The organism is Ruegeria sp. H4 (assembly GCF_056533065.1).
In genome coordinates this window covers 1,994,098-2,020,508 of sequence record NZ_JBQFOC010000001.1, presented here as the reverse complement: position 1 = coordinate 2,020,508, position 26,411 = coordinate 1,994,098, and the positions used below count along the sequence as shown (strand labels likewise).

Here is a 26,411-nt window from a genome sequence, read left to right as displayed (position 1 = left end):
TGGTTGGCCCGAGAGCACTCAGCCTTGCGCTTCTTCCAGCAAATAGGCCAGCAGGTTCACGATGTCTTCGTCCTTCTTTAGGCCCGGGAATTGCATCTTGTTGCCTGGAACCGTGCCGCGTGGATCGGCAAGGAACCCAGAGAGCGTTTGGATGTCCCATGTGATACCAGAGTCCTTAAGTGCCGCCGAATATTTGAATCCTTCGACCTGTCCTGCCTGCGCCCCCAGAATACCAAACAGTGTCGGACCAACACCGTTGCGCCCTTCTTTCAACTTGTGGCAGGCGCTGCATTTACGAAAGACTTTCTTACCAGCCTTAGCATCTCCGTCCACGGCCACTGCGGCTACCTCGGTTGCAGCCTCGGGTGCCACACTCGCCTGTTCACCCTCCAGTTCGAACATAAGCCGCGCGGTGACAGGGACGGTGCGGGTGATACCTGGCAGCTCGGCCAGTTCCATCAACTTGTCGACCCCGGCATTCACACCAGCATCTTCGGTGCTGATAAAGACCATATCATTGGTTGTAACCAAAACCGACTTTTCCGACAGGCGAGCCACGAACAGTTCAGCGTCAAATTCAACATCTGCACCAGCCAGGGAAAGCACCGCTTCGCTATCAACCGTTGCGGTTTGCCCGACCTCAAGCGCGCTCAATTCGCTTATGTCGATCTCAGCCGTCAATGTCGCAGTGCCCGCTTTGCGGAAGACGTATTCGAACATGCGTTCATTGCGGATATCGATATTGGTCTCGACCGAAGACAGATCAATTTCAATCATTGCCTGGCCGTCTGGGTTAACCGTCCCACTCAGTGAGGTGAAACTGTTGACCTCACCCACGCTGTCTTTCTTGATGCTACCATAAGCGAGGTGCGAGCCGTCTGGAACCAAAGTCCAGCCTTCGGCCAGGGCAGGGCCTGCAATAATTGCCGACGCGATCGTGACCGCATGTATCAGATGTTTCATTTCATTCCTCCTCGGGTTATGCCAGTCCTGAGCGCGCGGGCCCGGTCCGTGAACATGAAACACACACAGGTCGTATTTTATTCGATGGCGGGTGAAATAAGCTCGGAACAGGCGGTCAGAACCGCAGTGCAGACGCATTCCAAACGCGTCTGGCGTTTTGCTTTGGCGCTGTCGGGTGCGTCGGACGTGGCCGATGATCTGGTTCAAGCCACATGCCTGCGCGCGCTTGAGCGTCATCATCAGGTGACATCGCACGATCGACTGGATTCGTGGCTAATGACAATCTGCCGATCAATCTGGTTGAACGAGATCCGATCTCGCGCTGTACGCAAGGCACAGGCGCTGTCGGTAACGCCCGAATCCGAACTGGTTGCAACAGGTCCGGATTCAGAAACGAATATTTTCGCCACTGAAGTGTTTACCCAAGTGATGCAACTGCCAGAAGCGCAGCGGGAAACGGTCATGCTGGTGTTTGTCGAAGGCTACAGCTACCGCGAGGCCGCCGCGTTGCTGGAGGTTCCCATCGGCACAATCATGAGTCGGCTGTCCAGCGCCCGGCAAAAACTGAAAACCGTAATGCAGCAAGATGCGGCAAACGCCGCACAACGGAGTGGCAAATGACGTTTTCCGACGAGACGCTTCTGGCGTATCTGGAAGGCAATTTGGAAGAGGCCGAGGCCCGTCAGATCGAGCAGGCGGTCGAGGCGGACCCAGAGCTTGAACAGCGTGTGATGGCGCTGGACCCGTTTGCCAGTATGGTGCAGGGGGTTTTCGAAGCCATTCCCGCGCAAGCGCCCGAAGTTGTTCTTCCTGAGCTCGCCGCTCAAACCTCCGGGCCTGCTGGCATAGGTTTGATGCGGCTTGCCGCTGTAGCAGCCAGTGTTGCGGTTATCGCCGCGTCTGCGACCTGGTGGACCATGCGACCCGCACCTTTGGGCTGGGCGCAACAGGCCGCGATTTATCAGTCACTCTATGTGCCAGACACAATCGCCCCGCTGGATGCGTCGACCGAAACACTGGACAAGCAGTTTGCGATGGCCGAAGAACAGCTGGGCCGTTCCTTGAACCGAGATGCGTTGGAGGCATTGCCGGGGCTTGAGCTGAGGCGGGCGCAGGTGTTGTCGTTCAAAGGTAAGCCGCTGATCCAGATCGTCTTTGCAGATGAACAAGGGCAACCCTTGGCCTTTTGCGTGATCCGTCAAGGACCTGATGCCCCGAATAAACCAGCCAAATCGGCGGTTCTAAGCGGTTTGGCCACAGTAACATGGGCTCAGGATGGGTTTGGCTACATGCTTTTGGGCAGCAATCCAAAAACCGATCTGAGTGGTGAACTGGACGCTCTGTCCCAGACATTTACGGGTTAGAAAAATCCACTTGTGAACCGCCCGAAATGTCCAAAGAATACGGGCATGAAGTCCAAGTCTGTCATACCGCTGCCCGAGGATGAGGCCGAAGAGGCCACACCGCCAAGCATCTATGACTCTGATCCATCCGACGAAGATGACCTTTGGTTTCTGTCTCCTGACGACGAGGACGCAGCAGAGGATTTTCTGCCGCCCGGCCCCCGGCAGGACAATCGGGTTTTGTTCGACCCGCGCGACTGGCGGGCGGCGCAGGCGGCACTCTCCGCTGAGCTGGCCGATCTGGCCCTAACCTTTGGCGCGCTGGATGAACGCTTGCGGGCGGGACCCGATGGGTGGACCCACCGTCTGGCATTGATGGACGTCTCGGATCTGGGCTGGTGGACGGGCGACCGGATCGGTGTCGACCGACTGGCCCTGTGGACAGGCTTGCGCATTGGGGCGACCAGCGATGACGCACAAGCCCTGTACCGGGCGGGGTGGGCCGTGCGCCGCCTGACTTCGGGCGCGGGTCCGTCGGTTGGTGGATGGCAGGCCGGGTTAGGCGCATTTCTGGACCGAATGGCCCAGGGGATCGAAGAGGTACCCGAGGCCGTGGCCGATTTGGCCGAGGTCATGGGCAATGTGGAAGGCTTGCATCCGGTGACACAGGCCGCGATTGCCTTTCACGCCTGGCGCGCCGTCTCGGACGGGATCGGACAGGATACCGAAGCTGCGATTATCGCCGCACGGCATGCCGCATCAATGGGTCGTGGCGGGGCCATGTTCATGCCGCTGGCCTTATCCGGGCCCGGCGCGCTGCGCGGGATGGGCGAACCCGAAGAGAAACTCGCGGCATGGATCACCGGGGCAGGGCAGGCGGCCCTAGCCGCATTGCTGCATCTTGATCGGGTCAATGCATGGGAGGTGCGGGCCCGCGAAGCAACAGAAGGTTTATCAGGTCGCACCCCGCCTCTGCTGATTGATGTCCTGACTGCATGGCCTATGGTTTCGGCCCCGTTGGCCGAGGAACTCACAAAAGCGTCGCGTGCTACAGTACAACGCAATATCGACCGGTTCAGTCGCCGCGGCTTGCTGCGCGAAGTGACAGGGCAGGGGCGGTATCGCGTCTGGACAGCGGCTCTGTGATCCAACAGCCACTCCTGCCGGAAAGCGGCCACTGCGCGCCGTGACAAAGACAGTTTCGGTTCTAAGCGCGTGGTTGTTACAGGCAACATAATGTCGCTGAAGCGCTAGGCATAAGGGCCGAACCAAACTTAGCCTTACAGTCAAGAAGCACTGTTTCGGGCCATGCCCCAGCGTGGCTTCTTTCGAAACACAGCGACAGGTGCCTAGATGTCAAATGCGCATGAACTGACCCAAGAACAGTCTGACCGGTATTGGCAGGATGGATTTCTGTTCCCTCTTTCTGTCTTTTCCGAAGACGAAGCTGCGGAGTTCCGTGCTGAACTGGAACAGGTCGAAAAAGACTGGCTGGCGGCAGACCTGCCATTGCCGCTGAACACCTACAAACGGGTCAACGCCCATCTGGTGATCCCCCTTGCAGCCCGGATCGCTCAAGACAAGCGTATTCTGGACGCGGTCGAAGGTGTTCTGGGTCCAGATATCATGATCTGGTCCGCCGAGTTTTTTATCAAGGAACCACGAACACAGCACACGGTTGGGATGCATCAGGATCTAACCTATTGGGGCATGGGCGAGACGCCTGATCAGGTGACGGCCTGGATCGCACTGTCACCGGCCACGGTTCAAAGTGGATGCATGGATTTTGTACGTGGAAGCCACAAGAACCCGATCCTGCCGCATATCGACACCTATTCCGAGACAAACCTGTTGTCGCGCGGTCAGGAGGTGGCCGTCGACGTTTCTGAGGACGATAAAACTCATATCGAACTGAAACCCGGCCAGATGTCACTGCATCACGGGCTGACAATCCATGGCTCTGGCCCGAACGCATCAAATGATCGGCGGATCGGGTTGGCGATCCGCTATCTCAGCCCCGGGGCACAGCAACTGGTGGCAGATCGTGATTATGCCATGTTGGCGCGGGGATCGGATGCGCACAGCAACTTCGTACCCGTCCAGGCCCCAGTCGCACTGTTTTCGCCCGAAGCTCTGGCGCTGTACGAACAAGTGCGGTTGGACCAAAGCAAAGCGTTGGCCGAAGGGGCGGACAGCTCCGTTCCGCTTTATACCAAGATGTAAGCTAGAAGGGTCAGGCGCTTAGCGCCCGACACCTACATAGGTCTCAAAGCCAGATTTCAGCGCTTTGCTTTCAGTGTAGATATTGCGCAAATCGACCATGCGGGGTGTGTTCATCGCTTCTGCCAGATCCGTTAGATTCAGCGCCCGGAATTCATTCCATTCCGTCAGCAGTACGACCACATCGGCGCCTTTAGCTGCGGCATAGGGATCATCAGACCATTCAACGCCGGGCAACAGCGCTTCACCTTCGGATTTGCCCTGAGGGTCCACCACACGCACTTTGGCCCCACCGCCGATCAGGGCAGGGACGATGGTCAGCGATGGCGCATCGCGCATGTCATCGGTGTTAGGCTTGAACGTCACACCCAGCATCGCGACGGTTTTACCGTTGAAACTGTCGCTACAGGCTTCGCGGATTTTTTCGATCATGCGCTTTTTGATCTCGTCATTCACGCGAATGACGGTTTCGGTGATCTGCATCGGATACGCGTGCTCTTGCCCGATCCGCGCCAGCGCGGCAGTATCTTTGGGAAAGCACGACCCACCGTAGCCTGGACCGGCATGCAGGAACTTGTTGCCGATACGACCGTCTAGACCAATGCCGCGTGCGACCTCTTTCACGTCGCCGCCGACCCGCTCGCACAATCCTGCGATTTCGTTGATGAAAGTGATCTTGGTCGCCAAAAACGCGTTGGCTGCGTATTTGATCATTTCAGCGCTTTCCAGATCGGTGGTAAGGATCGGGAAGTCACGCAGATAGAGCGGGCGGTAAATTTCGGCCATGACCTCAGCCGCGCGGTCACTTTCAACGCCAACCACGACGCGGTCAGGGCGCATGAAATCGTCGATTGCGGCCCCTTCGCGCAGGAATTCCGGGTTCGAGGCGACATCGAAATCCGCATCGGGATTGGCTGCGGAAACAACCGAATGCACTTTGCGATTGGTGCCCACGGGCACGGTCGATTTGGTGACAACGACGGTGTAACCAGTCACCGCCTGAGCGATCTCTTCCGCTGCGGCCATCACATAGGTCAGATCCGCATGACCATCGCCACGCCGCGTCGGCGTACCCACCGCGATGAACACGGCATCCGCACCGTCTACGGCGGCCACCAGATCGGTGGTAAAGCTCAGTCGCCCAGCGGCCACGTTCTTGGCCATCAGCACATCAAGGCCCGGCTCATAAATCGGAACGTCGCCAGCCTTTAACATGTCGATCTTTGCTTCGGCCTTATCCACGCAGATCACGTCATGGCCAAAATCTGAGAAACACACGCCCGACACCAGGCCCACATAGCCAGTGCCGATCATCGCAATACGCATTCTAAAAAATCCTTCTCACCAATTACCGCCTGCGGCGCGCATACAATCAAAGAAACTGCGAAGGGATTCAATGCCTGACTCAGGACTGCCCCTGCATTACACAGTTTCTTGCTGATTTTTGAGACGGAATCAGACGATGCGACCCCGTAGGCCACACCCAACAGTCCGCGCTGATGAGCGGAAACATGGAAAGAGTGGGGCCAATCTGGCCGAATTCCTATTGGATCAGAAGCATGAGTTCATGGTTTCAAGCAGCGCGCGCCTTCGTTTGGCACGAACCGCTTGCGCTAGATATCTTGGGAAGCACGCGAAACAAACCCAAATCTCCGCATGCATTATCGCAATCTGGCGGACATTGCTGACCTGCAGCGAATCGATCTGCTACGGCTACCGGACAAGGCGCAGCCCGGCAGCGGTGCCTTGTCCGTTTGATCTTAGACGGGCCAATACACTGGCGTTTGCGCTTGCTTATCTGGCCTGCGCGCGAGCTACTTCAATCAGAACCAGCGGCCTATGGCGGTAACCGTCGGTGATAGTGTCGAAGCGTCAGAGGCGACCGACAGCACCTTGTAGCTGACCTGAGATGCGGACGGCGCATCAAACCCGACAAAGCGCGCTGTGGCCCCGCCGCTACCGCTGAGGGCAGGGGTATCTGCGAATGTGGCAGGAAAGGCCCAGGTGGCAACGGCACTTGAAAACAGCGCACCTTCGGCAGTTGTGCAATCCGTTGCGGGTAAGGCGGCGGTACAGATTTGCGTGCCATCTGCAAAGCGGATGTAGTCGTCATTTGCGGTGCTGCCCCGTTCGATCACGGCCCCTGTCGGGGTGCCCGAAACCTCGGAAACAGTCCCCAACAAATTGCCCGGACTATAGCCATAATCGGCGCGCATCAGGCGTCCGGCGGTTGTGTCGTCCGCACTGATCTGGACCGCCGCGCCTGTGGCGGTACCGGTGGCTGGATCAATGCTCAGCGCATCCGTCCAGCTGCCGCCATCCGGGGAAACCTTGATCGAGAAACCCGTGCTACCGTTCAATCCCATCTCGGCATGGCCGGTCCAGTTGGACTGAAACAGCAGCGACGCGGTGTCCGAAGCATCGGATTTATTGATTTTCAACTGATGACCACCACCATCGTGGCTTAGCAATGTGGCCGGGCTGCGGACGGACAGGCGGTTGGTAGCATCTGAGCTGGTGCCCACACCAACCCCATCCAGATTATGCGTCGGGATCGGAGGTGTGATCCAAGCCTGACCATCCCAGACCTTCTGCAGGTTAGCCGCCAAGTCCCAGGCGCGCCAACCCGTATCTGGCGCGACGAAATGCCAGCTATTGTCCAGCCAGGCTGCTAACTCTCCGCCGTGACCAGCCCAATCGCCTGTTGGGGTTGCGCCCAAGGCGTGTATCTCACCCTGTTCCGGCACCGCCGGAGGCGTGGTTGCATCGGTCGAGGCGACAGTCAGTTGCACCACAAGATCCAGACGGCGCAGTGCCTCGTTATGGGTGACGTGTTTCTGCGCCTGAGAGGGTTGCAGGAAAGGAAGGTTCAATCGGGGTGAGTTTTGTGACACGGGGCGCATCCTCCTATGGCTGTCGGTCAGACATTTCTGTTGCGCGCCACCCTGCCGTATTGCGCATGAATCCCGTCTGACCGGGCAGATCGCCCGATTTACCCAATGTTAGGTCTTTGTTTCCAAAACATGGACAATAGTACGATATGGCGCAGCACGTTCACAAAACAGAGGTTGCAGGCGTGATTCCCCGCCCCGTGCAACGAGCTATGTTCAATTGCGCGCGTAGATATCTTCGTACCGGACGATGTCATCTTCACCCAGATAGCTGCCGGTCTGTACCTCGATCAAAACCATGGGCATTTTGCCCGGATTCTCCATCCGGTGAACCGCACCTAGCGGGATATAAACCGACTGGTTTTCCGAGACCAACTGAACCTCATCATCAATCGTGACTTTGGCCGTGCCCTTGACAACGATCCAATGTTCCGAGCGATGGTGATGAGACTGCAGGCTCAGCGCTGCACCAGGGTTTACATGGATACGCTTGACCTGAAACCGGTCATCAATCACCAGGCTTTCAAACCACCCCCACGGCCGGTGGTCGACAGGCAGAGATTCTGCTTGCCGCGCACCCTTAGCCTTCAGCGCACTTACCGCCTGTTTGACATCCTGCGCCCGGTCCATGCTTGTCACCAAAACCGCATCGGGCATGGCGACTGCGATGATGTTTTCCAAACCCATGGCAACCACCTCTTGCGCCGGAGATTCCGAACGGATCAGAACGTTCTGGCAATCGATGGTTGTAACTTCTCCGGTCGTGGCCACACCGCCTGCGTCGGGAGCGCTCAGCTCATGCACGGCGGTCCAGCTGCCCACATCGGACCAGCCATCGGCATAAGGGACAACACTCAGGTTTGCCGCCTTTTCCATCACCGCATAGTCAATCGAGATATCATCGACCTCGGCCCAGGCGCTGGCATCCAGGCGCAAAAAGCCCAGATCGCTTTGGGCCAGCTCCACCGCTTGCCGGACCGGCTCGATCAGTTCGGCCGCGTGCTGTTCGAAGGCCCCGATGATGTCTCGCACGGCAAACAGGAAGATGCCCGAATTCCACAGATAGCTGCCATCCGCCAGCATCGCCTCAGCGCGGTCCAGATCAGGTTTTTCGACAAACCGGTCCAATGGAATGGCCGCACCAGAGGCGTCTGGCGTCTGGCTGAGTTTCAAATAGCCATACCCGGTTTCAGGTCGGTCGGGCGTGATGCCAAACGTGACGAGATCACTCCGTGCAGAAATCGCTTCGATCCCGCGTGAAACTGCTGCGTGAAAGGCGGTTGTGTCGGGAACCACATGATCAGACGGGGCCACTAGCATGATGGCCTCTGGGTCACTGTCTGACAGCTGCAGGGCGGCGGCCAGAACGGCAGGCGCGGTATTGCGCCCTTCGGGTTCGATTAGGATCGGGCCAGGATCAACACCCACGCCCATCAACTGTTCAGGCACCACAAAGCGGAAGGCTTCATTGGTTAGTATCAAGGGGTTAGCATAGGGTGCAGCCTTCGGCCCGCGAAGCCGCACCGCGCAATCCTGCAGCAAACTGGTCTCACCCACCAAAGGCACAAACTGCTTGGGATAGCTTTTGCGGGACAGCGGCCACAAACGGGTTCCTGACCCACCGCAGAGAATGACGGGATAGACGGTATTCATGATGCGCATGCCTTTGAGCTTCAGCTATCTGAATGTATCGCCTTATTCGCCGTTAAGGGGAAGGGCCAGCGCCTACTGAGCCGCTTTTCCCGTGGCAACGATGTCATTCAGATACTGGCTCAGATCGCCGCGCAAATCGTCACGCGCCAGTGCAAAGGCTACAGTTGCCTGCAGGAACCCGGCTTTTGAGCCGCAGTCAAAGCGCTGACCATCGAATTTGTAACCAAATACCGGGACACCGTTCCGAATGTCTTCGGCGATCGCGTCGGTCAGCTGAATCTCGCCACCGCTGCCGGATTTCATCGAGTTCAGATTATAAAGCACCGACGGACCCAAAACATAGCGCCCAATGACGGCAAGGTTAGAGGGTGCCTCATCCGCTTTGGGCTTTTCCACCATACCACGCGTGCGCACCACGGTGCCCACGTTGTCACCCACGTCCAGCACACCATAGGAACTTGTTTTTTCCTGCGGAACTTCCATCGCGGCAACCATGTTACCGCCGGTTTCCTCATAAGCTTCGATCATCTGCTGCAGGCAGGGTTTGTCGGCTGCGATCACGTCGTCTGGCAGCATCACGGCAAAGGGCTCGTCTCCGATCAGACGACGCGCACACCAGACAGCGTGCCCCAGTCCCAGCGCCTTGTGCTGACGGATATAGGCAATTGCTCCGCTTTCCATATTGGTCGCGTTCAGCGTTGCTAAAAGTTCATCTTTGCCTTTGTTCTTCAACTCTTGTTCCAGAACCAGGTTGTGATCGAAATAATCCTCAAGCGCAGATTTCCCGCGCGAGGTAACAAAGATGAATTCCTTGATCCCGGCGGCGCGCGCCTCGTCGATGGCATATTGCACCAAGGGCCGGTCAACCAAGGTCATGATTTCCTTGGGAACAGATTTCGTCGCAGGCAGGAATCGTGTGCCCAGTCCGGCAACGGGAAAAATCGCTTTGGTGACCTTGCGTGTCATGGTGCCTCTCAAATCGTAACTTAACCGGAGGATTGCAGCCTGACCGGTGTGTCCTCATATGCTGCGAAACCGGATCAATCAATAACGCCCAACAATTCGGGTACTAATAGGTCAAATCGTGCCATCTTGTGGAGGCAGAGTCAAAATCCGATCTATTATCTGGCTGAATTGTCACGCACTGTTCACCGAATGGGCGAAATCCCGATCACTGTCAGTTTTTCAGACGCGATTTCATAGTTTTCTCGGGGAAACAGGTAGGGTCTTGGCCCGTGGCCTCCTGCCATCGCCCGATTGATCGGCGGGTTTTGAACCCCGGCAGCCCGTCGGCCCCGCCGACATCGTGCCCCTGTTGTTCCAGCGCTCGCTGCATTGCTACGATGTCTGATCGATAAAGGCCCCCGACCGCGCCCCAACGGCCCTGGAAGTCTCCGACACCATACTGAATCCGGTCTCCGACATGGCCCACAAACAGGGCATAAAGATCGCTTTTATTGTATTCCTTCAGAACGTAGAAATTTGGTGTCACAAGAAACGCTGGACCGTTGCGACCAGCTGGCATCATCAGATAACCCTCACCTTTGAGCTCATGGTTCGGGAAGGGTTTGCCCGAAACGCGACTGACACCTAGTGCGGCCCAATCCTGTATGGGACGCCCTTGGTCTGGTCCTTCAAGCGCACAGGATAGCGAGGTTGGCACCGTCACCTCGAACCCCCAGTCCCGGCCCGCGACCCAGCCGTGCCGGTCCAAATAGTTGGCAATCGACGCGATCGTGTCATCGGCGGAGCCCCAGATATCAGCCCGCCCATCTCCATTTCCATCTGCTGCATAAGTCAGGAAGTTGGTCGGCATAAATTGTGGCTGCCCCAAAGCACCAGCCCAAGAGCTTTTCATTTCGCGCACATGACCCGCCTCGGCGATTTGCAGCGCAGCGATCAACTCGGTTGTGAAGTACTCAGATCGGGTGCTCATGAACCCTTTGGTCGCCAGAACCTGAAACGCATCATGCCGAATTGGAACCTGACCATACCCGCTTTCGCGGCCCCAGATCGCCAAGATGATGCGGGCTGGGACCCCTGTTTGCGCCTCGAAACGAGACAGGGTAGCCGCATGGCGGCGCGCCATTTGCCGACCCACGGATGTGGCCCCCTGAACGGACCCCACATTAAAGTACCTCCCGGGAGAGCCAAACTCTGCCTGCCTTTGGGCTTTGGGTGTCTTTGCTTTGCTTCCTGGCGGGACAAGATCGGGCAGGTCCCAATTCAATGTTACACCGTGAAAGGCCGCGTTCATAGTTTTGCGCGACACACCCTTAGCGCGAGCCTGTGGCCGAACGGTCTGATCTAGCCAGGATTGGAACTGCCGTTCGATTGATGCGCGATCCTGTGCGGCCACGCCGCTGGCCAAACTTAGGCAAAATAGAAGAAAAAGCACCCTGCGCATCTGAAATCACCTGCTCTGAGCCTGTTTGGGTAATTCGTTGTCATTGAATCTGAGGATGACCGAAACCCGAATCAAAATCCATCGGATTGAATCGCCTCTGCGACATGTCGCCTTGCGGTCGAAAAACCTTGAGAAATGCGCGGTCTCTGCCGATAGTTGTGACCAATGCAGCAGCAAAAGAGGGCAGGCATGACCACGAACAAAATGTCCCTTGCGACAAATGTGGTTCTGGTAGCCCTCGGAATTCTGGTCGCGTCGACGCAATTGGCAGGGGCCAGTGACAGCTTCATGGACCCTCAGGGCCCTATCGCGGCAGTGCAGAAAACGCATTTGCTGCGGGCGACAGGGCTGATCCTTATTGCCGTTATCCCTGTTCTGATTTTGGTTCCGTTGATCGCGCTGCGCTATCGACGTCGAAAAGGAGGGAACGCGGTGTACAGGCCCGATTGGGATTTTTCCGCCCGTCTTGAGATGCTGATGTGGGGCGTCCCGGTGGCCATCGTCGCAATCCTGTCTTTCTATCTGTGGAAAACCACGTATCGGCTCGACCCGTATTCAGCCCCGTTCGGTGACGAGCCTGCCGTGCAAGTGCAGGTTGTTGGCCTCGACTGGAAATGGTTGTTCATCTATCCCGATCTTGGCATCGCCACAGTCGGAGAGCTTGGCATTCCCACCAAACAACAGATCGCCATGACACTGACCACCGATACGGTGATGCAATCTTTCATGATCCCAGCTTTGGCGGGGCAGATTTATGCAATGCCAGGCATGACAACCAAGCTGCATCTGGTTGCGGACCAACCCAAGGTAATGCAAGGCGAAAACACCCAGTATAACGGGCGCGGGTTTACCAAGCAGAAGTTCGAAACGCTTGCGATGGACCCTGAGGATTTCGAGGCCTGGGTCAACAAGGTCCGTCAGGGCGGTATCGTGCTTGACGCGGAAACGTATAAAACCCTTGCCATGCGCACCGACCGGGATGAGGTTCAGGCCGCGCTTGGCACGCCCGAGATGCCAGACCGTGCCGTGTATTTCAAACTGGATGACGGGGATCTGTTCCATACCATTCTCCACCGATACCATGGCGGCAAAGCACTGCCACTGGATCAACAACCCGGAACAGTTGCATATGGGCAGGAGGTCGACCAATGACATCAGAAAGTGGTTTTTTTGGTCGCCTAAGCTGGGATGCATTGCCGATCACCGGCCTGATTCAGGACCCCAACGCTAATGAGATTGTAGCCAATGCCGCCGCAGGTATTGTCATCGTAGGGGCAGTCGCCGTGGTTGGTCTGCTAACCTGGTTTCGGCTTTGGGGGCCCTTGTGGCGCGATTGGCTAACAAGCGCTGATCACAAGAAAATCGGCATCATGTACATCGTCTTCGCCATCGTGATGCTCGCGCGGGGCGTTCTGGAGGGCGTTGTTATGCGCGCCCAGCAAGCCGCCGGACCGGGCGACGGTTTCCTCGAGGCCGAACACTTTGCCGAACTGTTCAGCACCCATGGCACGATCATGATCTTCTTCGTCGCCGTACCTTTTGTGTTCGGAATCGCCAACTATGTTATTCCGCTGATGATCGGCGCGCGGGATGTGGCCTTTCCGGTGATGAACCAGATCAGCCTCGGCCTGACGGTATCGTCCGGTATGATGCTGATGGTCTCGCTGGTGGTCGGAGAGTTCTCGACTGGGGGCTGGACGGCCTATCCGCCCTACACGGGGGCTGCGTTCAACCCTGGCGTGGGGCCGGACTACTGGATCTGGGCCATCGTTGTCTCAGGGATCGGGACAACGCTGACGGGGATTAACTTCGCCGTCACGATCTACAAGCTGCGCGCGCCGGGTATGACCTTTATGCGGCTGCCGATGTATTGCTGGACGATCATCTGCAGTTCTATCCTGATCGTCTTCGCCATGCCGCCCTTGGGCGTTGCAGCGCTGTTGCTTGCAGCGGATCGCTATCTCGACTTCCACTTCTTCACCAACGACCTTGGCGGCAATATGATGAACTACGCCAACCTGTTCTGGCTTTTCGGCCACCCCGAGGTCTATCTGCTGGTTCTGCCCGCCTATGGCATCTATTCCGAAATCTTCGCGACCTTCTCGGCCAAACGGCTTTACGGCTACACCTCGCTGGTCATTGCAACCATGTCGATTGCAGTGCTGTCTTTCACCGTCTGGCTCCATCACTTTTTCACCATGGGCCAAAGCGCTCTGATCAATGCTGTATTCGGCATCGCAACAATGCTGATCGCCATCCCGACGGGCGTGAAAGTCTATGATTGGATGGCGACGCTGTGGCGGGGACGCATCCGCTTCTCAGTTCCCATGCTGTACGGTCTCGCCTTCCTTATGCTGTTTGTTATCGGTGGCCTAAGCGGCGTGATCCTAGCCAATCCAACCATTGACTACCAAGTGCATAACACTCTGTTTCTAGTGGCGCATTTCCACAACGTGCTTCTGCCTGGGGTCCTGTTTGGCCTGCTGGCCGCCTATAACTACTGGTTCCCCAAAGCCTTCGGGTTCCGCTTGCATGAAGGCTGGGGCAGGATAACAGTCGCGCTTTGGACAGTTGGCTTTATGCTGACTTTCATGCCGCTTTACTTTGTCGGCCTGATGGGTATGCCCCGGCGATCCTTCAGCTGGGAGGACCCGAGCTTTCACCCCTACATGATTGTCGCCGTCATCGGTGCGTTGGTCATCACGGCGGCGCTGTTTTCAGTTCTGGTGCAGCTATGGGTCAGCATCCGCAACCGCGATAAAACCCGTGTTCCCGTTGGTGATCCATGGGATGCGCGCACGCTGGAATGGTCTATCCCAGCACCACCGCCACCTTATAACTTCGCCATCATCCCGCAGGTCACTGACCGCGACGACTTCGCCGCCGCCAAGGAACGCGGCGCGGCTTATCCAGCCCCTGATGCCTATGAGGATATCGAGATGCCACGCAACACCGGTATCGGATTTATCCTGTGTGTGGCCAGTGGCATCTGGATGTTTGCATTGGTCTGGTGGGTCTGGTGGCTGGCCGCGCTGATGACCGTTGTTATGATCTTGGCCTTCATCCTCTGGACCTTCGACACCAGTACCGAAATCACCATCCCGGCAGAAGAAGTCCAGCGCGATCATGAGGCTTGGCTGGCATTGGTACGTAGCGAATCCGCCGTGGACCGCGAACATGAGACAGCCCCGGAAAACCGCGGCCTCGCGCGCCCAGACATGGAGGTGGTGACATGAAACGCGCACCAACCCACAGCTATCCGGGCATCAATCTCGGTGACCGCCATGCCAGCGCCCATAAGGCTTCTGAGGTCGTAACTTTCGGCTTCTGGGTCTTTTTGATGAGCGATCTGGTCTATTTCGGCCTGATGTTCGCCATCTATATCACCATGATCGACGCTCAGGCCGGCGGGCCAGGGCCACATGCGCTGTTCGACCTGACCAGCATCTTTGCGCAAACCATGATCCTGCTGACCAGCAGCCTGACCGTTGGATTGGCGATGCTGGCCCTGAAATACAATCTGCCGCGACCACGGATCATCCTTTGGTTTGGGGTGACTCTCTTGCTGGGGATCAGTTTCCTTGTATTGGAGATCCGAGACTTCATGGCCATGGCCGAAAAGGGCGGCATCCCGCAGCGCAGCGGGTTCCTCTCGGCCTTCTACGGCCTTGTGCCGCTACACGGTCTACATGTTGCTGCGGGATGCGTGTGGTTGATTGTGCTGGGTATCCAACTGCGGGTTATGGGCATGACCGATGTCGTCAAATCACGTGTGGTCAGGCTGGCGCTGTTCTGGCACTTCCTTGACCTGATCTGGATCGGCATCATCACGATCGTCTATTTCGGAGGGCTAACCTATGGATAAACGCTCTGAAATGCACCGGCGCGAGCGGCGGCGTTACGTGATCGGCTATGGCGGTTCGTTACTGCTGACTTTCGCGATGTTCGGAGTGGCCTATCGCTGGGGGATAGAAACAACCGGTGTTTATCTAACCATTGGCCTGCTTGGGCTCGCTCAGCTGATCTTTCAACTGGTCTATTTCTTACATATCGACCGCAGACGCAGCAGCCGAGAGGATTTGGACCTGATCCTGTTCTCAACTCTTGTCTTATTGATCATCATCCTCGGCACGGTCTGGATTTTGGGCAACCTCGCGGTTCGCATGCACATGCATCCGATGTAGGAAACGTGGCCCGTTCGGCTATCGGATCAGCTCCAACCCCAGCCACAAAGCACCCCAGCACAGAACAAGACTGACCATGATATTGCCAGCCGCCAGTGCAAGCGTGCGTTCGCGGCGCAATTCCAGCGTTTGATAGGCAAAGCTTGAGAATGTTGTGAACCCACCACAAAAGCCAAAAACCAGGCGCCTCTGCTCTTCCCCCATCTCAACAGGACCGCCCAAATAGCCGATCCAGAGGCCCAGTAACAGGCTGCCGATTACATTCACCATCAGGGTCGACAGTGGCAACGCATGCGTAACCCGCAATGCAAGCCAATGGCGCAACACTGCGCCCAGACCACCACCCAGGCCAAACATTGCGTGCAGGTAGAGATCAGTCACTACCGCTCCTTCCTGCATGAAACCGTCGGCCGAGCGCTTCGCCTGCTAAGGCTGCGGCCAGACCAAATGCAATCTCCAGCCCAGCAGCGGCAGGTGCAGTCCAAAACGTGGTTTCGGCTAAACGCTCTAGCTCGGCCACGAAAGAAGAAAAGGTCGAAAGGCCACCACAAAACCCTACCGCGCCCAGATGTAGAACATGGGCATGAACCCGATGGCGGATCGCGTAGAGCCAGCCCAACACGAAACACGCAAACACATTTATGCCAAATGTTGCGGTCAGCACAGGCGCGCCAGAGACCTCGAATGCGAACGCCTCACGCAGTAACGACCCCAGCGCGCCGCCAACAAACACAGAAAAAAACATCAGGGCTTGTTCGTGTAGTCCGCGTTTGGTGTCTGGTCTCGTCAAGTTAGCTGCCTTTTGCTTTGGCATGATCCGAATACCGCCTGCGAAACGCGGGATCAATCAACGCCTTAACAAGGTTTCACATTCGCGTCCGGTTTGATTTCAATGGGCCGAAGGGCTTGCAATCAAAGGCCAAGCTGTTTCACTTTGGCTTCAACACCTTTGGCACATACTTCACCCACGGAGATCAGAAATGGTTGTACGCAGGCTATATTACTTTCTGAGTTTCGTCTGTCTGCCTTTGGTGGCCGTCTGGGGCTTTTTCTGGTCTCCCGCGCATTGGCTTCTGGTTCTGCTAATCCCTTACGCCGTGGTTGGGATGTATGACATGCTGACCACTAAGCACAACGTACTGAACAACTACCCCGTGCTGGGGCATTTTCGCTATATGCTGGAATTTGTCAGCCCCGAAATCCGCCAGTATTTCGTCGAAACCAACGAAAGCGGGCGGCCGTATAATCGGATCATTCGCAGCCTTGTCTATTCCCGTGCCAAGGGCCAGGTCGACACACAGGCGTTTGGCACTCAATACGATATCACGACCGTAGGTTATCATCGCTCCAACCACTCTCTGGCCCCAAAAGAAGTGGACAAGAGCGAAGAAAGGGTGATGCTGGGCGGCCCGCAATGCGAAAAGCCCTATAACGCATCGCGCTTGAATGTTTCGGCCATGAGCTTCGGTGCGCTCAGCGCCAATGCAATCCGAGCGCTGAACGGCGGAGCCAAGGACGGCGGTTTTGCGCATAACACAGGTGAGGGCGGATTGTCCCCACATCACCTCGCCGAGGGTGGAGATATTATCTGGCAGATCGGTACCGGCTATTTCGGCTGTCGTACACCCGACGGAGGCTTTGACAAAGACCTGTTCGCCGAGAAGGCCAAGAAGGATGTGGTTAAGGCGATTGAGATTAAGCTGTCCCAAGGGGCGAAACCTTCGCATGGCGGCGTTTTGCCCGCCGCAAAGGTCGACAAAGAAATCGCCGAAATCCGTGGCGTGCCAGAGCATCAGGATGTGATCTCACCACCCATTCATTCGGCTTTCGACGGTCCAACCGGGCTGATGGAGTTTGTGCAGCACTTGCGCGAAATGTCAGGTGGTAAGCCCATTGGCTTCAAACTGTGCATCGGCCACCCATCCGAATTCATGGCGATCTGCAAAGCAATGCTGGAAACCGGTATTCTACCCGACTTCATTACCATCGATGGCGCCGAAGGCGGCACCGGCGCCGCCCCGGTCGAGTTCACCAACCGCCTGGGCTTACCCGTAAATGAGGCAGTGGTCTTCGTGAATAACTGCCTTCTGGGGGTTGGGCTACGTGACAAAATACGGATCATCTGCGCAGGCAAAGTGGCCACAGGCTACGACATGATCGAAAAGTTCGCCCTTGGTGCGGATATGTGCAATGCCGCCCGGGCGATGATGTTTGCCGTTGGCTGTATTCAGGCCTTGCACTGCAACACAAACCGATGCCCGTCAGGCGTGGCCACCCAGGACCCGATCCGGGGCAGGGCGGTCAACGTACCGCAAAAACGTCAGCGGGTGCACCGGTATCACGATGCCACACTCGAAAGCTTCCGGGAACTGCTGGGCGCAATGGGCAAAGCCACAGTCTCGGATCTGCATCCCGGCGATATCCGCCGTCGCATGGCAGATGAGACTGAGCGTTCCTATGCCGAAATCTACACTTTCGTCGACGAAGGCGCAATTTTGTCTGGCAAAGCGCCGGACAACTACACAGCAGAATGGGATCGCGCGTCAGCCGCGCATTTCTAGTGGCATCAATTGATCGTCGATCTGGGCTGACTATTGGCATGCGTATTGATCCGACGCACGCTCCATTCCACTGAATCCCGCATTGCTCGACCCAGGGCAAGGTCAAACGCATTGACCAGATCCGGTGTCTGATCGCTGGCTGAAACCACGTTTTCCTGGAACGAACTGGAGGCGATGATCTTGTCCTCGAACGCATCGACGATCTTGATGTTCATCCGAACGTCAACACGCACGGTTTTCGAGTTCTCGGTCTCGGCTGTCACGATGCCCTGAAACTCACGCAAATCCGGCACGATGATATAGTCTGCGCGCAGGCCTACGGTCGACCGCCCGACTGCGGCCACCTTGCCTGAGTTCTCATAGCTTTCGACCAACAGAGCCTGCACAATCAGCGGTGCGCGATCAACCCAGCGGGCGCGGGGCAGATACTGAACCTGCAATGGGGTGGGCTGAACCGCGATCTGGTCGGTATTCACGGCAGCGGTTGCAGTGGGTTCTTCCACCACGATTTGCATCTGGATACGCGGTAGCGAGGAGGCGAATGTACTTTTGGGTGTCAAAAGATACAGGTCATTGGGTTTCGAGGCTTGCTGCAACGTGCCCAAACCCGCGCAACCGCCAAGGGCCACAGCGATCAGAGTAAGAAAGGAAGGCCTGATCATTGACGGAACTCCGATGCTTGGGTGCCCAGCAAAAAGCGTGCCGGGTCGCGTTCGACCTTGTCGACAAGGCGGTCAAGGCTGATGACCAGACGCTGGGATTCTTCAACAAACCGAACGAACTGCGGCAACCCGACCCGCAGGAAATCTGAAACCTGCCGGCGATTGTCCTGAACGATGCTGTCGATGGTTCCCAGAAGTTCTTTCGCAGAATTCGATGCGCTTAGCACATCATCCGAAATCTGGTCGATCTTGACGGTGATGCGCGAGACGGTTTCGGTCACCTGATTGGCGGCGCGGCTGATATCCTGGGCAACCGGGCCGACTTGCGTTTCAATAATACGGTTGGCCGAGTCAAAGGCGCGCTCGGCCGAGGCCAAAGCCCCTTTGGTCGAATCCATCGCTGCGGTGATCGAACCCAACGTCGTATTGGCATTCACAACCGTTTCCGTAATCACGCCCAGTGACACGCTGGCTTCTTCCGACAACCGTGTCAGATGATCCGCAAGGTTCGACCCGCGCTGTATAAATGGGCGCACATCTTCTTCGATGGTCCGGTTCGTGGTTGCCAATGTCACCTTCGCCTCTTCCAGCGCTTCTTTGGCGGTGTCGGACGCTGATTTGACGGATTTCAGCGTCTCACTACCCGTCTGCAACGTGGATTCCGCAGCGCTGATTAGCGGATCCAGCTTTGTGGTAAAATCACCGATTTGCTTGGCGGCCTCTCCAATATTGCCTGAGACGGATTCAAAGTCTGAAAGTGTCTTGTCCAGTCGTCCCGTGGCCGAAGCCAGATTGGCCAAAATGTCAGACACAGCCTTTTGGTTCTTCTCATCAACGATAGAGTTCAGCTCCTGCAACAGGCTGACGGCCTCGTCCAGAACTTTGGGGGCCCCTTCGAACAGGGATTGAATGGTGCTGCGTTTGCTTTTGATCACACTGTCATTGGGTAACCGCTCAGCCGTGCTGGACCCGCCCGTCAATTCCACGTAGCCAACGCCGGTCACGCCCAGAGACTGCAGCTGAGCGATGGTTTCCTTTGTGACAGGGATGTCGGCGTCGACCTCAATCCGGACCCGAACTTTCGATGGATCATCTTCATCAAGATTCAACGAGATCACTTGCCCGACCGGAAGGCCATTATAGCTGACACCACCCGCCGCAGACAGGCCCGAAACGTTGTCGAACAACACGTCATAATATGCGTACTGGCGGGTCACTTCGAACTTCGCGAGCCAAAGAAAAAAGCCAAAAGCACCCAATATCCCCGCGAGAGTGAACGCGCCGATCAGAATGTAATTCGCTCGGGTTTCCATCGCCTCTACCTGTCCTGCCCTTTATCCTGCGCCGCGCGGGCGCGGGGACCTGTGAAATACTCCTGCACCCAAGGATGATCGACCTTGGTCATCTCTTCTATCGGACCTTCAACCAGCACGCGCTTTTCTGCAAGCACAGCGATCCGGTCGCAAATCGCATAAAGACTGTCCAAATCATGGGTCACCATGAAAACGGTCAATCCCAGCGCCTGCTGCAATTCGCGGATCAGATCATCATAGGCGGCGGCCCCGATCGGGTCCAATCCGGCCGTGGGTTCGTCCAGAAACACAATTTCGGGGTCCAGCGCCAAGGCGCGCGCCAAAGCAGCTCGCTTGCGCATGCCCCCTGACAATTCCGATGGGAACTTACCGCAACTCAACTGCGGCAACCCCACAAGACTGATCTTGAGGCCACCCAGCGACTCCATCAGTTTTTCGCTGATCCCCGTATGCTCGCGCAACGGGGCCATCACGTTCTGCAAGACGGTCAGAGATGAAAACAGCGCCCCATCCTGAAACGCCACGCCCCAATGGCGTTCGATGCGCCGACGATCCTGTTCAGGGCCGTTCAAGACATCAACGCCCAGAACCTCGATACTGCCAGCAGCCGGTTTGTTCAGACCCACGATAGTCCGCAACAATACAGATTTGCCGGTACCCGAGCCGCCAACAATGCCCAGAACCTCGCCGCGCCAAACATCGAGGTTTAGGTCGTCATGCACCACCTGTGGGCCAAACTGATTGCGCAATCCGCGCACTCGGATCACGGCCTCTCGCTGCGTGTCTGCCGGGGCTGATTGATGCTGTACCGTGCCGTCCATCTCAGATCCCCATCTGCGAGAAGAAGATCGAGAACAGGGCGTCAATGGCGATCACCATGAAGATCGATTGAACCACCGAGGCGGTTGTGCGCTGCCCGACACTTTGGGCCGATCCCTTGACCTGCATGGCTTGCCAACAGGCTATCACACCAATGACCAGAGCAAAGAACGGCGCCTTGATCAGGCCGATGGCCAGTTGCCAGACGCTGGTGCTTTCGTTCAGGCGGGTCAGGAACATGCCCGGGCTGATGCCCAGATCAATCCAGCTCATCAACGCGCCACCGAACAACCCGGCCATATCGGCCACAAAGCCCAGAATGGGCAGCATGATCAGCAGGGCCAAAACGCGCGGAATGACCAGAACCTCGATCGGGTCCAGGCCAAGGGTGCGCATGGCGTCGATCTCTTCCTGCACCTTCATCGAGCCGATCGACGCGGTAAAGGCCGACCCGGACCGGCCTGCAACGATAATGGCAGTCAGCAGGATGCCCAGTTCGCGCAGGACCGAGATCGAGATCAACTCGACCACAAAAATCTCAGCCCCGAACTGTTTCAATTGCGTGGCCCCCTGAAAGGCCAACACAACGCCGATCAGAAAACCCATCAGCGCCACAATCGGGAGCGCCTTGAAACCGGTTTCCTCCATATGCGTCACAAGCGCGGCGCGGCGCAGCCTCCAGGGCATAACGACGGTTCGGGCCAGACGGTGCAGGGTCAGCCCTAGGAACCCAAGGATCGACATTGTGTCCTGCCACGCCCCGAATGTGCCGCGACCCACACTTTCGACCCAATCTGCAAAGGTTCTGGGCGGGTCCAGCCGACCGGGCTGTTCGGGGATGCTATGCGACACAGTATCAATCAAGGCGGCATGCGCAGGCTTAAGGCCCAGAAACTGGAGCTGCGCGCCCTGAGCGGTGAACCGCTGTGACAAGTCTGCCACGAGCCACGCGCCGCTGGTATCCAGCGCTTCCATCTCGGTCAGGTCGAACGTCACATCGCCGCCAACGGGCTGAATGGCGCTAAAGCCGCGCTCAACGTGTTCCACTGACTGCGTGAGCAATGCGCCCGAGATATGCACAACCGTACGGTCGCTTTCCTGCGAAGACGATATCTGAGGCGGAGTCATGCCTGCATGTGACGGAAAAAGAAGATCGGCTGCAACGGGTTTGTGTATTTGCGCCCTGATTTGACCGGTCGGAATGGCACCCGTGTGACACTGGTTAGCGCCAATGGGCGAATTTCCCGAAGGTGAGTGACCTAATTCACTTGTTTCAACCAAAGGTAATGGTATCTTTATGGACGTAATTGTTTGTTGTTATTCGGTTGTGTTTCATGTCTGACCATCAAGCCAATGTTGATGTCGAAATCGGGTCTGAACGAGGGTTCGGTTTTGTCTTCACGGCAGTCTTTCTGATCATCGCACTCTGGCCCCTTTGGGGCGGCGGTTCTGTGCGGTGGATACCCCTGGCAATCGCGGGGGCCATTCTTGCGGTAACCTTCCTTGCGCCGCAGGTTCTGACCAAGCCCAATCGGCTTTGGTTCAAATTTGGAATGTTGCTGGGGGCCATCGTAGCACCCATCGTCATGTTTCTGGTTTTCATCACGACATTCGTGCCCTTCGGACTGGTGGCGCGCCTGTTGGGAAAAGACCTTTTGTCTGAGAAATTAGACAGTTCCGCAGAAAGCTATTGGGTTGTTCGCAAGGATCAGCCCGGCAGCATGAAACAACAGTTTTAAAGAAGGGAGTACCAGACGTGACATTCGTTTCCGAGCTCTGGTCATTTATGAGGGTCAGAAAAAAGTTCTGGCTACTGCCCATCCTTGTGGTGCTGGGCATCTTCGGTGGCCTGATCGTTCTCAGCCAAGGTTCGGCAATCGCGCCGTTCATCTATACGCTGTTCTGATCACATGACCTACATTTTGGGCATTTCCGCGCTGTATCATGACAGCGCAGCAGCACTGCTGTGCGACGGCAAGATCATTGCCGCCGCGCAGGAAGAACGCTTTACCCGCAAGAAACATGACCCTGGATTCCCGGAAAAGGCGATTGAATACGTACTGGCCGAATCAGGGATCACCCTGGCGGACGTGGACAATGTTGTCTTCTATGACAAACCGTTTCTAAAATTCGAACGCCTGATCGAAACCTACATCGCCGTTGCTCCACGCGGTTTCAACTCGTTCCGAATGGCGATGCCGGTCTGGCTGCGGGAAAAGCTGTTTCTGAAGGATTTGCTGAACAAACAGCTTCGTAGGATTGATCCCGATTTCACCGTCGACAAGATTTTGTTTTCGGAACACCACGTCAGCCATGCCGCCAGCGCTTATTATCCCTCGCCCTTCGACGAAGCGATTGTTCTAACCGTAGACGGTGTTGGCGAATGGGCCACCACAACCGTCGGGATTGGGCGCGGCAACGAACTGACGATGGTGAAAGAGCTGCACTTCCCACACTCGCTGGGGCTGCTTTATTCTGCTTTCACCTACTACACCGGCTTCAAGGTGAATTCCGGTGAATACAAGGTCATGGGTTTGGCACCTTATGGCGTGCCGCAATTTAAGGACCTGATCCTTGAACATCTGGTCGACCTGAAAGAGGACGGCTCATTCCGCCTCAATCAGAAATACTTCAACTATACAGCCGGTCTGACCATGACCAACAAAGCGCTGGAGGACCTGTTCGGCCATCCCGTGCGCAAACCTGAAACCGATCAGCTGACACAGTTCCATATGGACATCGCCGCATCCGTGCAGGCCGTGACCGAAGAAATCATGCTGCGCATCACCCGCAATCTGGCGCAAGAACACGGCATCCGTAATCTGTGCATGGCGGGCGGCGTAGCACTGAACTGCGTGGCCAATGGCAAAATCCTGCGCGATGGTGCGTTTGACAATGTCTGGGTGCAGCCTGCTGCCGGTGATGCAGGCGGGGCACTGGGGGCGGCCTATGCCGCCTGGCACCAGGAGCTGGGCAATCCGCGTCAGGTCACCCCTGGCGATCAGATGCAGGGGTCATATCTTGGCCCGCGTTACGAAGATGGCGCAATCGCCGATGAACTGACCCGTGTCGGAGCCAAATTCACCACTTACGAAAACGGTGAGTTGGTTAACCAAACCGCGCAGGCATTGGCGGACGGTAAGGCTGTTGGTTGGTTCCAAGGCCGGATGGAGTTTGGACCACGCGCCTTGGGCGCGCGCTCAATCCTAGGCGATCCACGATCCGAGTCGATGCAGAAGACCTTGAACCTGAAGGTCAAATACCGCGAAAGCTTCCGCCCATTTGCACCATCTGTTCTGCGCGAAGACGTAGCCGACTGGTTCGAGCTGGATGGCGACAGCCCCTATATGCTGATCGTGGCCGATGTTCAGGACAAAATCCGCCGCAAGATGACGGATGAGGAAAATGCCCTGTTTGGCATCGACAAGCTGAACGTCAAACGGTCGGATATTCCGGCTGTGACGCACGTGGACTATTCTGCCCGTATCCAAACAGTGCATGAAGACACGAACCCGGCCTATCACGCGCTGATCTCGAAGTTCAAAGACCTGACCGGATGCTCGCTGGTGGTGAACACCTCGTTCAACGTGCGGGGTGAGCCAATTGTCTGCACGCCCACGGATGCGTTCCGCTGTTTCATGGGCACCGATATCGAGGTCCTGTCGATCGGCAACTGCCTGTTGCGCAAAGAAGATCAGGACCCCGCGCTCAAGGAAAACTACGAGACCAAGTACGAACTGGACTAAACCCTTGCGAGGGTAGCCGTTCCGCGACACAGTCCGCACCTGAAACTCGGGTGCGGATTCGGAGTGCGCGACATGGGCCAGGCCGGAAAAGTTCTGTTCATTATCATCGATCAGCTACGGGCAGATTGCTTGTTCGGCGCGTTGGCAGATCATGTTGATCTACCGCATCTGTGCGCGTTCATGAACGAATCTGTCTCGTTCAAACGTCACTACTCTGTGACAAATCCCTGCGGTCCTTCGCGCGCTTCATTGCTGACCGGCCAATATGCGATGAACCACCGATCCGTCCGCAATGGCACGCCGTTGCGCCATGACATTCCCAATATCGCCTCCGAGATGCGCAAAGCAGGTTATATGCCAATGCTGTTTGGCTACACCGACACCTCGGCAGACCCGCGTGTTCACGATTTGAATGACCCCGTGCTAACATCCTATGAGCAATCAATGGATGGATTTCTTGAGGTCATCGAGATGCGGCTGGAGGAATCCTATCCTTGGCGGGCGCATCTGATGAAACAGGGCTATGCGTTCGACACCTATATGGATGTCTATAAACCGGTTTCACCCTCTGGGGAGGCGCCAAAGCTGAACGACCCAGCGCTCTATCGCGCTGAGGACAGCGACACCGCCTTTCTGACCGACGCGTTTCTCGACGGCATCGCGCCTTACCAAGATCAGAACTGGTTTGCGCATCTAACCTATATCCGCCCGCATCCACCGCTTGTTGCACCGGCACCCTACAATCGGATGTATGACCCCGTCACTTTGCCTTTGCCGCGGCGATTGGGGACACCCGAGGCCGAAAAAGCGCAGCACCCGTTTTTTGATCCGAATCTCGACCTCTACAAAGCAGTTGATTTTGTTCACGGTTTCGATGAGGTCGAGTCGACAGACGAGAATATTCAGATCCTGCGCTCGATCTATTTTGGGTTGGCGACCGAGGTCGACCATCACATCGGCCGCGTCGTTCAGTTTCTGAAAGACAGCGGGCAGTATGACGACACTCTGATCGTTGTCACCGCCGATCACGGCGAAATGCTGGGCGACCGTCACAGTTGGGGCAAGATGACTGTCTATGATGCGGCTTATCATACGCCGCTGATGATCCGGGTGCCCGGCAATAAAGCGCAGGCCGGGGCCGAAATCACCGTGCCGACGGAATCCATCGATATCGCTCCGACGATCCTGCATTGGGCTGGGCAGTCGATCCCAAATGAGATGGATGGCCGGTCTCTGATCCCCCTGTTGCAGGGCGAAGTGCCCAAAGATTGGAGGGGTTACTCTTTCAGCGAACTGGATTTTGCTGAGCCGGAAAACCCGACCCTATGGCAACAACGTCTTGGCACCAAAAACAGCGAGTCCTGTCTGGGTATCCTGCGCGATGACCGCTTCACCCTGGTTGAATTTGCCGCCGATTTGCCGCCGCTTTTGTTCGATCATCAAGGGAAAGGTGAATTCGAGAACGTCGCAGAAAATCCCACCTTTGCGGCTGACCTTGCGCGCCTGTGTAGGCAGATGTTGCGCCATCGAATGCGGAACATGGACCACACACTGTCACTGCATTCCAATACGCCCGATGGGCCCAAGATGCGCATGCGGCATTGATCCCCTCTACACCTGCTGGTCGTCAGGTGCTACGGGTAGAATAG

Annotated in this window: 25 protein-coding genes; 13 read left to right on the top strand and 12 right to left on the bottom strand. The window is 56.7% G+C overall.

The features are described from left to right. Positions 1–18: 18 nt before the first annotated feature. The gene (locus ACR0KG_RS09925) at positions 19–963 is read right to left on the bottom strand and encodes a c-type cytochrome (protein ID WP_480547926.1); all 945 of its coding nucleotides are present in this window, start codon (positions 961–963) and stop codon (positions 19–21) included. 54 nt (positions 964–1,017) lie between these two features. Here ACR0KG_RS09925 and ACR0KG_RS09920 point away from each other — a divergent pair, with 54 nt between their 5' ends. From ACR0KG_RS09920 to ACR0KG_RS09905, 4 genes are all read left to right on the top strand, one after another. After that, positions 1,018–1,584, top strand: a complete 567-nt coding sequence (locus tag ACR0KG_RS09920) for an RNA polymerase sigma factor (RefSeq protein WP_480544112.1) — start codon at positions 1,018–1,020, stop codon at positions 1,582–1,584. Then, on the top strand, positions 1,581–2,327 hold the full coding sequence (locus ACR0KG_RS09915) for an anti-sigma factor family protein (RefSeq protein ID WP_480827163.1): 747 nt from the start codon (positions 1,581–1,583) through the stop codon (positions 2,325–2,327). The genes ACR0KG_RS09920 and ACR0KG_RS09915 overlap by 4 nt, the downstream gene beginning before the upstream one ends. Before the next feature lie 45 nt (positions 2,328–2,372). Next, complete coding sequence (locus tag ACR0KG_RS09910) at positions 2,373–3,452, top strand: helix-turn-helix domain-containing protein (RefSeq protein WP_480827162.1); 1,080 nt, start codon at positions 2,373–2,375, stop codon at positions 3,450–3,452. A gap of 207 nt (positions 3,453–3,659) precedes the next feature. After that, a complete protein-coding gene (locus tag ACR0KG_RS09905) occupies positions 3,660–4,529 on the top strand; it encodes a phytanoyl-CoA dioxygenase family protein (RefSeq protein ID WP_480827161.1) in 870 nt (289 codons plus the stop codon). 18 nt (positions 4,530–4,547) lie between these two features. On the opposite strand, the gene ACR0KG_RS09900 is transcribed toward ACR0KG_RS09905, so the two are convergent. The 5 genes from ACR0KG_RS09900 to ACR0KG_RS09880 all read right to left on the bottom strand — a co-directional run bounded on the left by ACR0KG_RS09900 (position 4,548) and on the right by ACR0KG_RS09880 (position 11,477). Further along, a complete protein-coding gene (locus ACR0KG_RS09900) occupies positions 4,548–5,852 on the bottom strand; it encodes a UDP-glucose dehydrogenase family protein (RefSeq protein ID WP_480827160.1) in 1,305 nt (434 codons plus the stop codon). 497 nt (positions 5,853–6,349) lie between these two features. Then, complete coding sequence (locus tag ACR0KG_RS09895; RefSeq protein ID WP_480827159.1) at positions 6,350–7,429, bottom strand: DUF2793 domain-containing protein; 1,080 nt, start codon at positions 7,427–7,429, stop codon at positions 6,350–6,352. Positions 7,430–7,633: 204 nt separating this feature from the next. Further along, positions 7,634–9,070: a mannose-1-phosphate guanylyltransferase/mannose-6-phosphate isomerase gene (locus tag ACR0KG_RS09890; protein ID WP_480827158.1), complete on the bottom strand. Its 1,437-nt coding sequence runs from the start codon at positions 9,068–9,070 to the stop codon at positions 7,634–7,636. A gap of 72 nt (positions 9,071–9,142) precedes the next feature. Continuing rightward, positions 9,143–10,036, bottom strand: coding sequence for a UTP--glucose-1-phosphate uridylyltransferase GalU (gene galU / locus ACR0KG_RS09885; protein ID WP_480827157.1), 894 nt, complete (start codon positions 10,034–10,036; stop codon positions 9,143–9,145). 211 nt (positions 10,037–10,247) lie between these two features. Continuing rightward, complete coding sequence (locus tag ACR0KG_RS09880; protein ID WP_480827156.1) at positions 10,248–11,477, bottom strand: lytic murein transglycosylase; 1,230 nt, start codon at positions 11,475–11,477, stop codon at positions 10,248–10,250. A gap of 189 nt (positions 11,478–11,666) precedes the next feature. On the opposite strand from ACR0KG_RS09880, the gene ACR0KG_RS09875 reads away from it, so the two are divergent. From ACR0KG_RS09875 to ACR0KG_RS09860, 4 genes are read left to right on the top strand one after another with little or no spacing between them, the layout of a single operon-like run. Continuing rightward, positions 11,667–12,629 (top strand): cytochrome ubiquinol oxidase subunit II, encoded by a 963-nt coding sequence (locus ACR0KG_RS09875; protein ID WP_480827155.1) that lies wholly within the window; start codon positions 11,667–11,669, stop codon positions 12,627–12,629. After that, positions 12,626–14,713 carry a cbb3-type cytochrome c oxidase subunit I gene (locus ACR0KG_RS09870; protein WP_480827154.1) on the top strand — a complete coding sequence of 696 codons (2,088 nt, stop codon included), beginning with the start codon at positions 12,626–12,628 and terminating at the stop codon, positions 14,711–14,713. The genes ACR0KG_RS09875 and ACR0KG_RS09870 overlap by 4 nt, the downstream gene beginning before the upstream one ends. Beyond that, positions 14,710–15,342, top strand: coding sequence for a cytochrome c oxidase subunit 3 (locus ACR0KG_RS09865; protein WP_480547936.1), 633 nt, complete (start codon positions 14,710–14,712; stop codon positions 15,340–15,342). Before ACR0KG_RS09870 ends, ACR0KG_RS09865 begins: the two co-directional genes overlap by 4 nt. Then, entirely contained in the window at positions 15,335–15,661 is a 327-nt protein-coding gene (locus ACR0KG_RS09860) for a cytochrome o ubiquinol oxidase subunit IV (RefSeq protein WP_353011352.1), read from the top strand. The genes ACR0KG_RS09865 and ACR0KG_RS09860 overlap by 8 nt, the downstream gene beginning before the upstream one ends. An 18-nt stretch (positions 15,662–15,679) precedes the next feature. Here the strand turns inward: ACR0KG_RS09860 and crcB are convergent, their stop codons facing one another. Both crcB and ACR0KG_RS09850 read right to left on the bottom strand, forming a co-directional pair. Further along, complete coding sequence (gene crcB, locus ACR0KG_RS09855) at positions 15,680–16,042, bottom strand: fluoride efflux transporter CrcB (RefSeq protein WP_480547937.1); 363 nt, start codon at positions 16,040–16,042, stop codon at positions 15,680–15,682. Continuing rightward, complete coding sequence (locus tag ACR0KG_RS09850; RefSeq protein ID WP_480547938.1) at positions 16,035–16,406, bottom strand: FluC/FEX family fluoride channel; 372 nt, start codon at positions 16,404–16,406, stop codon at positions 16,035–16,037. The genes crcB and ACR0KG_RS09850 overlap by 8 nt, the downstream gene beginning before the upstream one ends. Positions 16,407–16,641: 235 nt before the next feature. Here ACR0KG_RS09850 and ACR0KG_RS09845 point away from each other — a divergent pair, with 235 nt between their 5' ends. Further along, positions 16,642–18,222, top strand: a complete 1,581-nt coding sequence (locus tag ACR0KG_RS09845) for an FMN-binding glutamate synthase family protein (RefSeq protein ID WP_480827153.1) — start codon at positions 16,642–16,644, stop codon at positions 18,220–18,222. A 5-nt stretch (positions 18,223–18,227) separates the two neighbouring features. Here the strand turns inward: ACR0KG_RS09845 and ACR0KG_RS09840 are convergent, their stop codons facing one another. The 4 genes from ACR0KG_RS09840 to ACR0KG_RS09825 are packed head-to-tail and all read right to left on the bottom strand — an operon-like array spanning position 18,228 to position 22,144. Further along, the gene (locus tag ACR0KG_RS09840; RefSeq protein WP_480827152.1) at positions 18,228–18,884 is read right to left on the bottom strand and encodes an ABC-type transport auxiliary lipoprotein family protein; all 657 of its coding nucleotides are present in this window, start codon (positions 18,882–18,884) and stop codon (positions 18,228–18,230) included. Further along, on the bottom strand, positions 18,881–20,197 hold the full coding sequence (locus tag ACR0KG_RS09835; protein WP_480827151.1) for an MlaD family protein: 1,317 nt from the start codon (positions 20,195–20,197) through the stop codon (positions 18,881–18,883). Before ACR0KG_RS09835 ends, ACR0KG_RS09840 begins: the two co-directional genes overlap by 4 nt. A 5-nt stretch (positions 20,198–20,202) precedes the next feature. Further along, positions 20,203–21,018: an ABC transporter ATP-binding protein gene (locus tag ACR0KG_RS09830; RefSeq protein ID WP_480544096.1), complete on the bottom strand. Its 816-nt coding sequence runs from the start codon at positions 21,016–21,018 to the stop codon at positions 20,203–20,205. A gap of 1 nt (position 21,019) precedes the next feature. Continuing rightward, complete coding sequence (locus tag ACR0KG_RS09825; RefSeq protein ID WP_480827150.1) at positions 21,020–22,144, bottom strand: ABC transporter permease; 1,125 nt, start codon at positions 22,142–22,144, stop codon at positions 21,020–21,022. Positions 22,145–22,350: 206 nt separating this feature from the next. Here ACR0KG_RS09825 and ACR0KG_RS09820 point away from each other — a divergent pair, with 206 nt between their 5' ends. The 4 genes from ACR0KG_RS09820 to ACR0KG_RS09805 all read left to right on the top strand — a co-directional run bounded on the left by ACR0KG_RS09820 (position 22,351) and on the right by ACR0KG_RS09805 (position 26,367). Then, on the top strand, positions 22,351–22,755 hold the full coding sequence (locus ACR0KG_RS09820) for an SxtJ family membrane protein (RefSeq protein ID WP_353011338.1): 405 nt from the start codon (positions 22,351–22,353) through the stop codon (positions 22,753–22,755). Between the two features lie 17 nt (positions 22,756–22,772). Beyond that, positions 22,773–22,922: a DUF5989 family protein gene (locus ACR0KG_RS09815; RefSeq protein ID WP_353011336.1), complete on the top strand. Its 150-nt coding sequence runs from the start codon at positions 22,773–22,775 to the stop codon at positions 22,920–22,922. 4 nt (positions 22,923–22,926) lie between these two features. Beyond that, positions 22,927–24,762: a carbamoyltransferase family protein gene (locus tag ACR0KG_RS09810; RefSeq protein WP_480544094.1), complete on the top strand. Its 1,836-nt coding sequence runs from the start codon at positions 22,927–22,929 to the stop codon at positions 24,760–24,762. Positions 24,763–24,834: 72 nt separating this feature from the next. Next, positions 24,835–26,367: a sulfatase-like hydrolase/transferase gene (locus ACR0KG_RS09805; RefSeq protein ID WP_480827149.1), complete on the top strand. Its 1,533-nt coding sequence runs from the start codon at positions 24,835–24,837 to the stop codon at positions 26,365–26,367. The last annotated feature ends 44 nt before the right edge of the window (positions 26,368–26,411 follow it).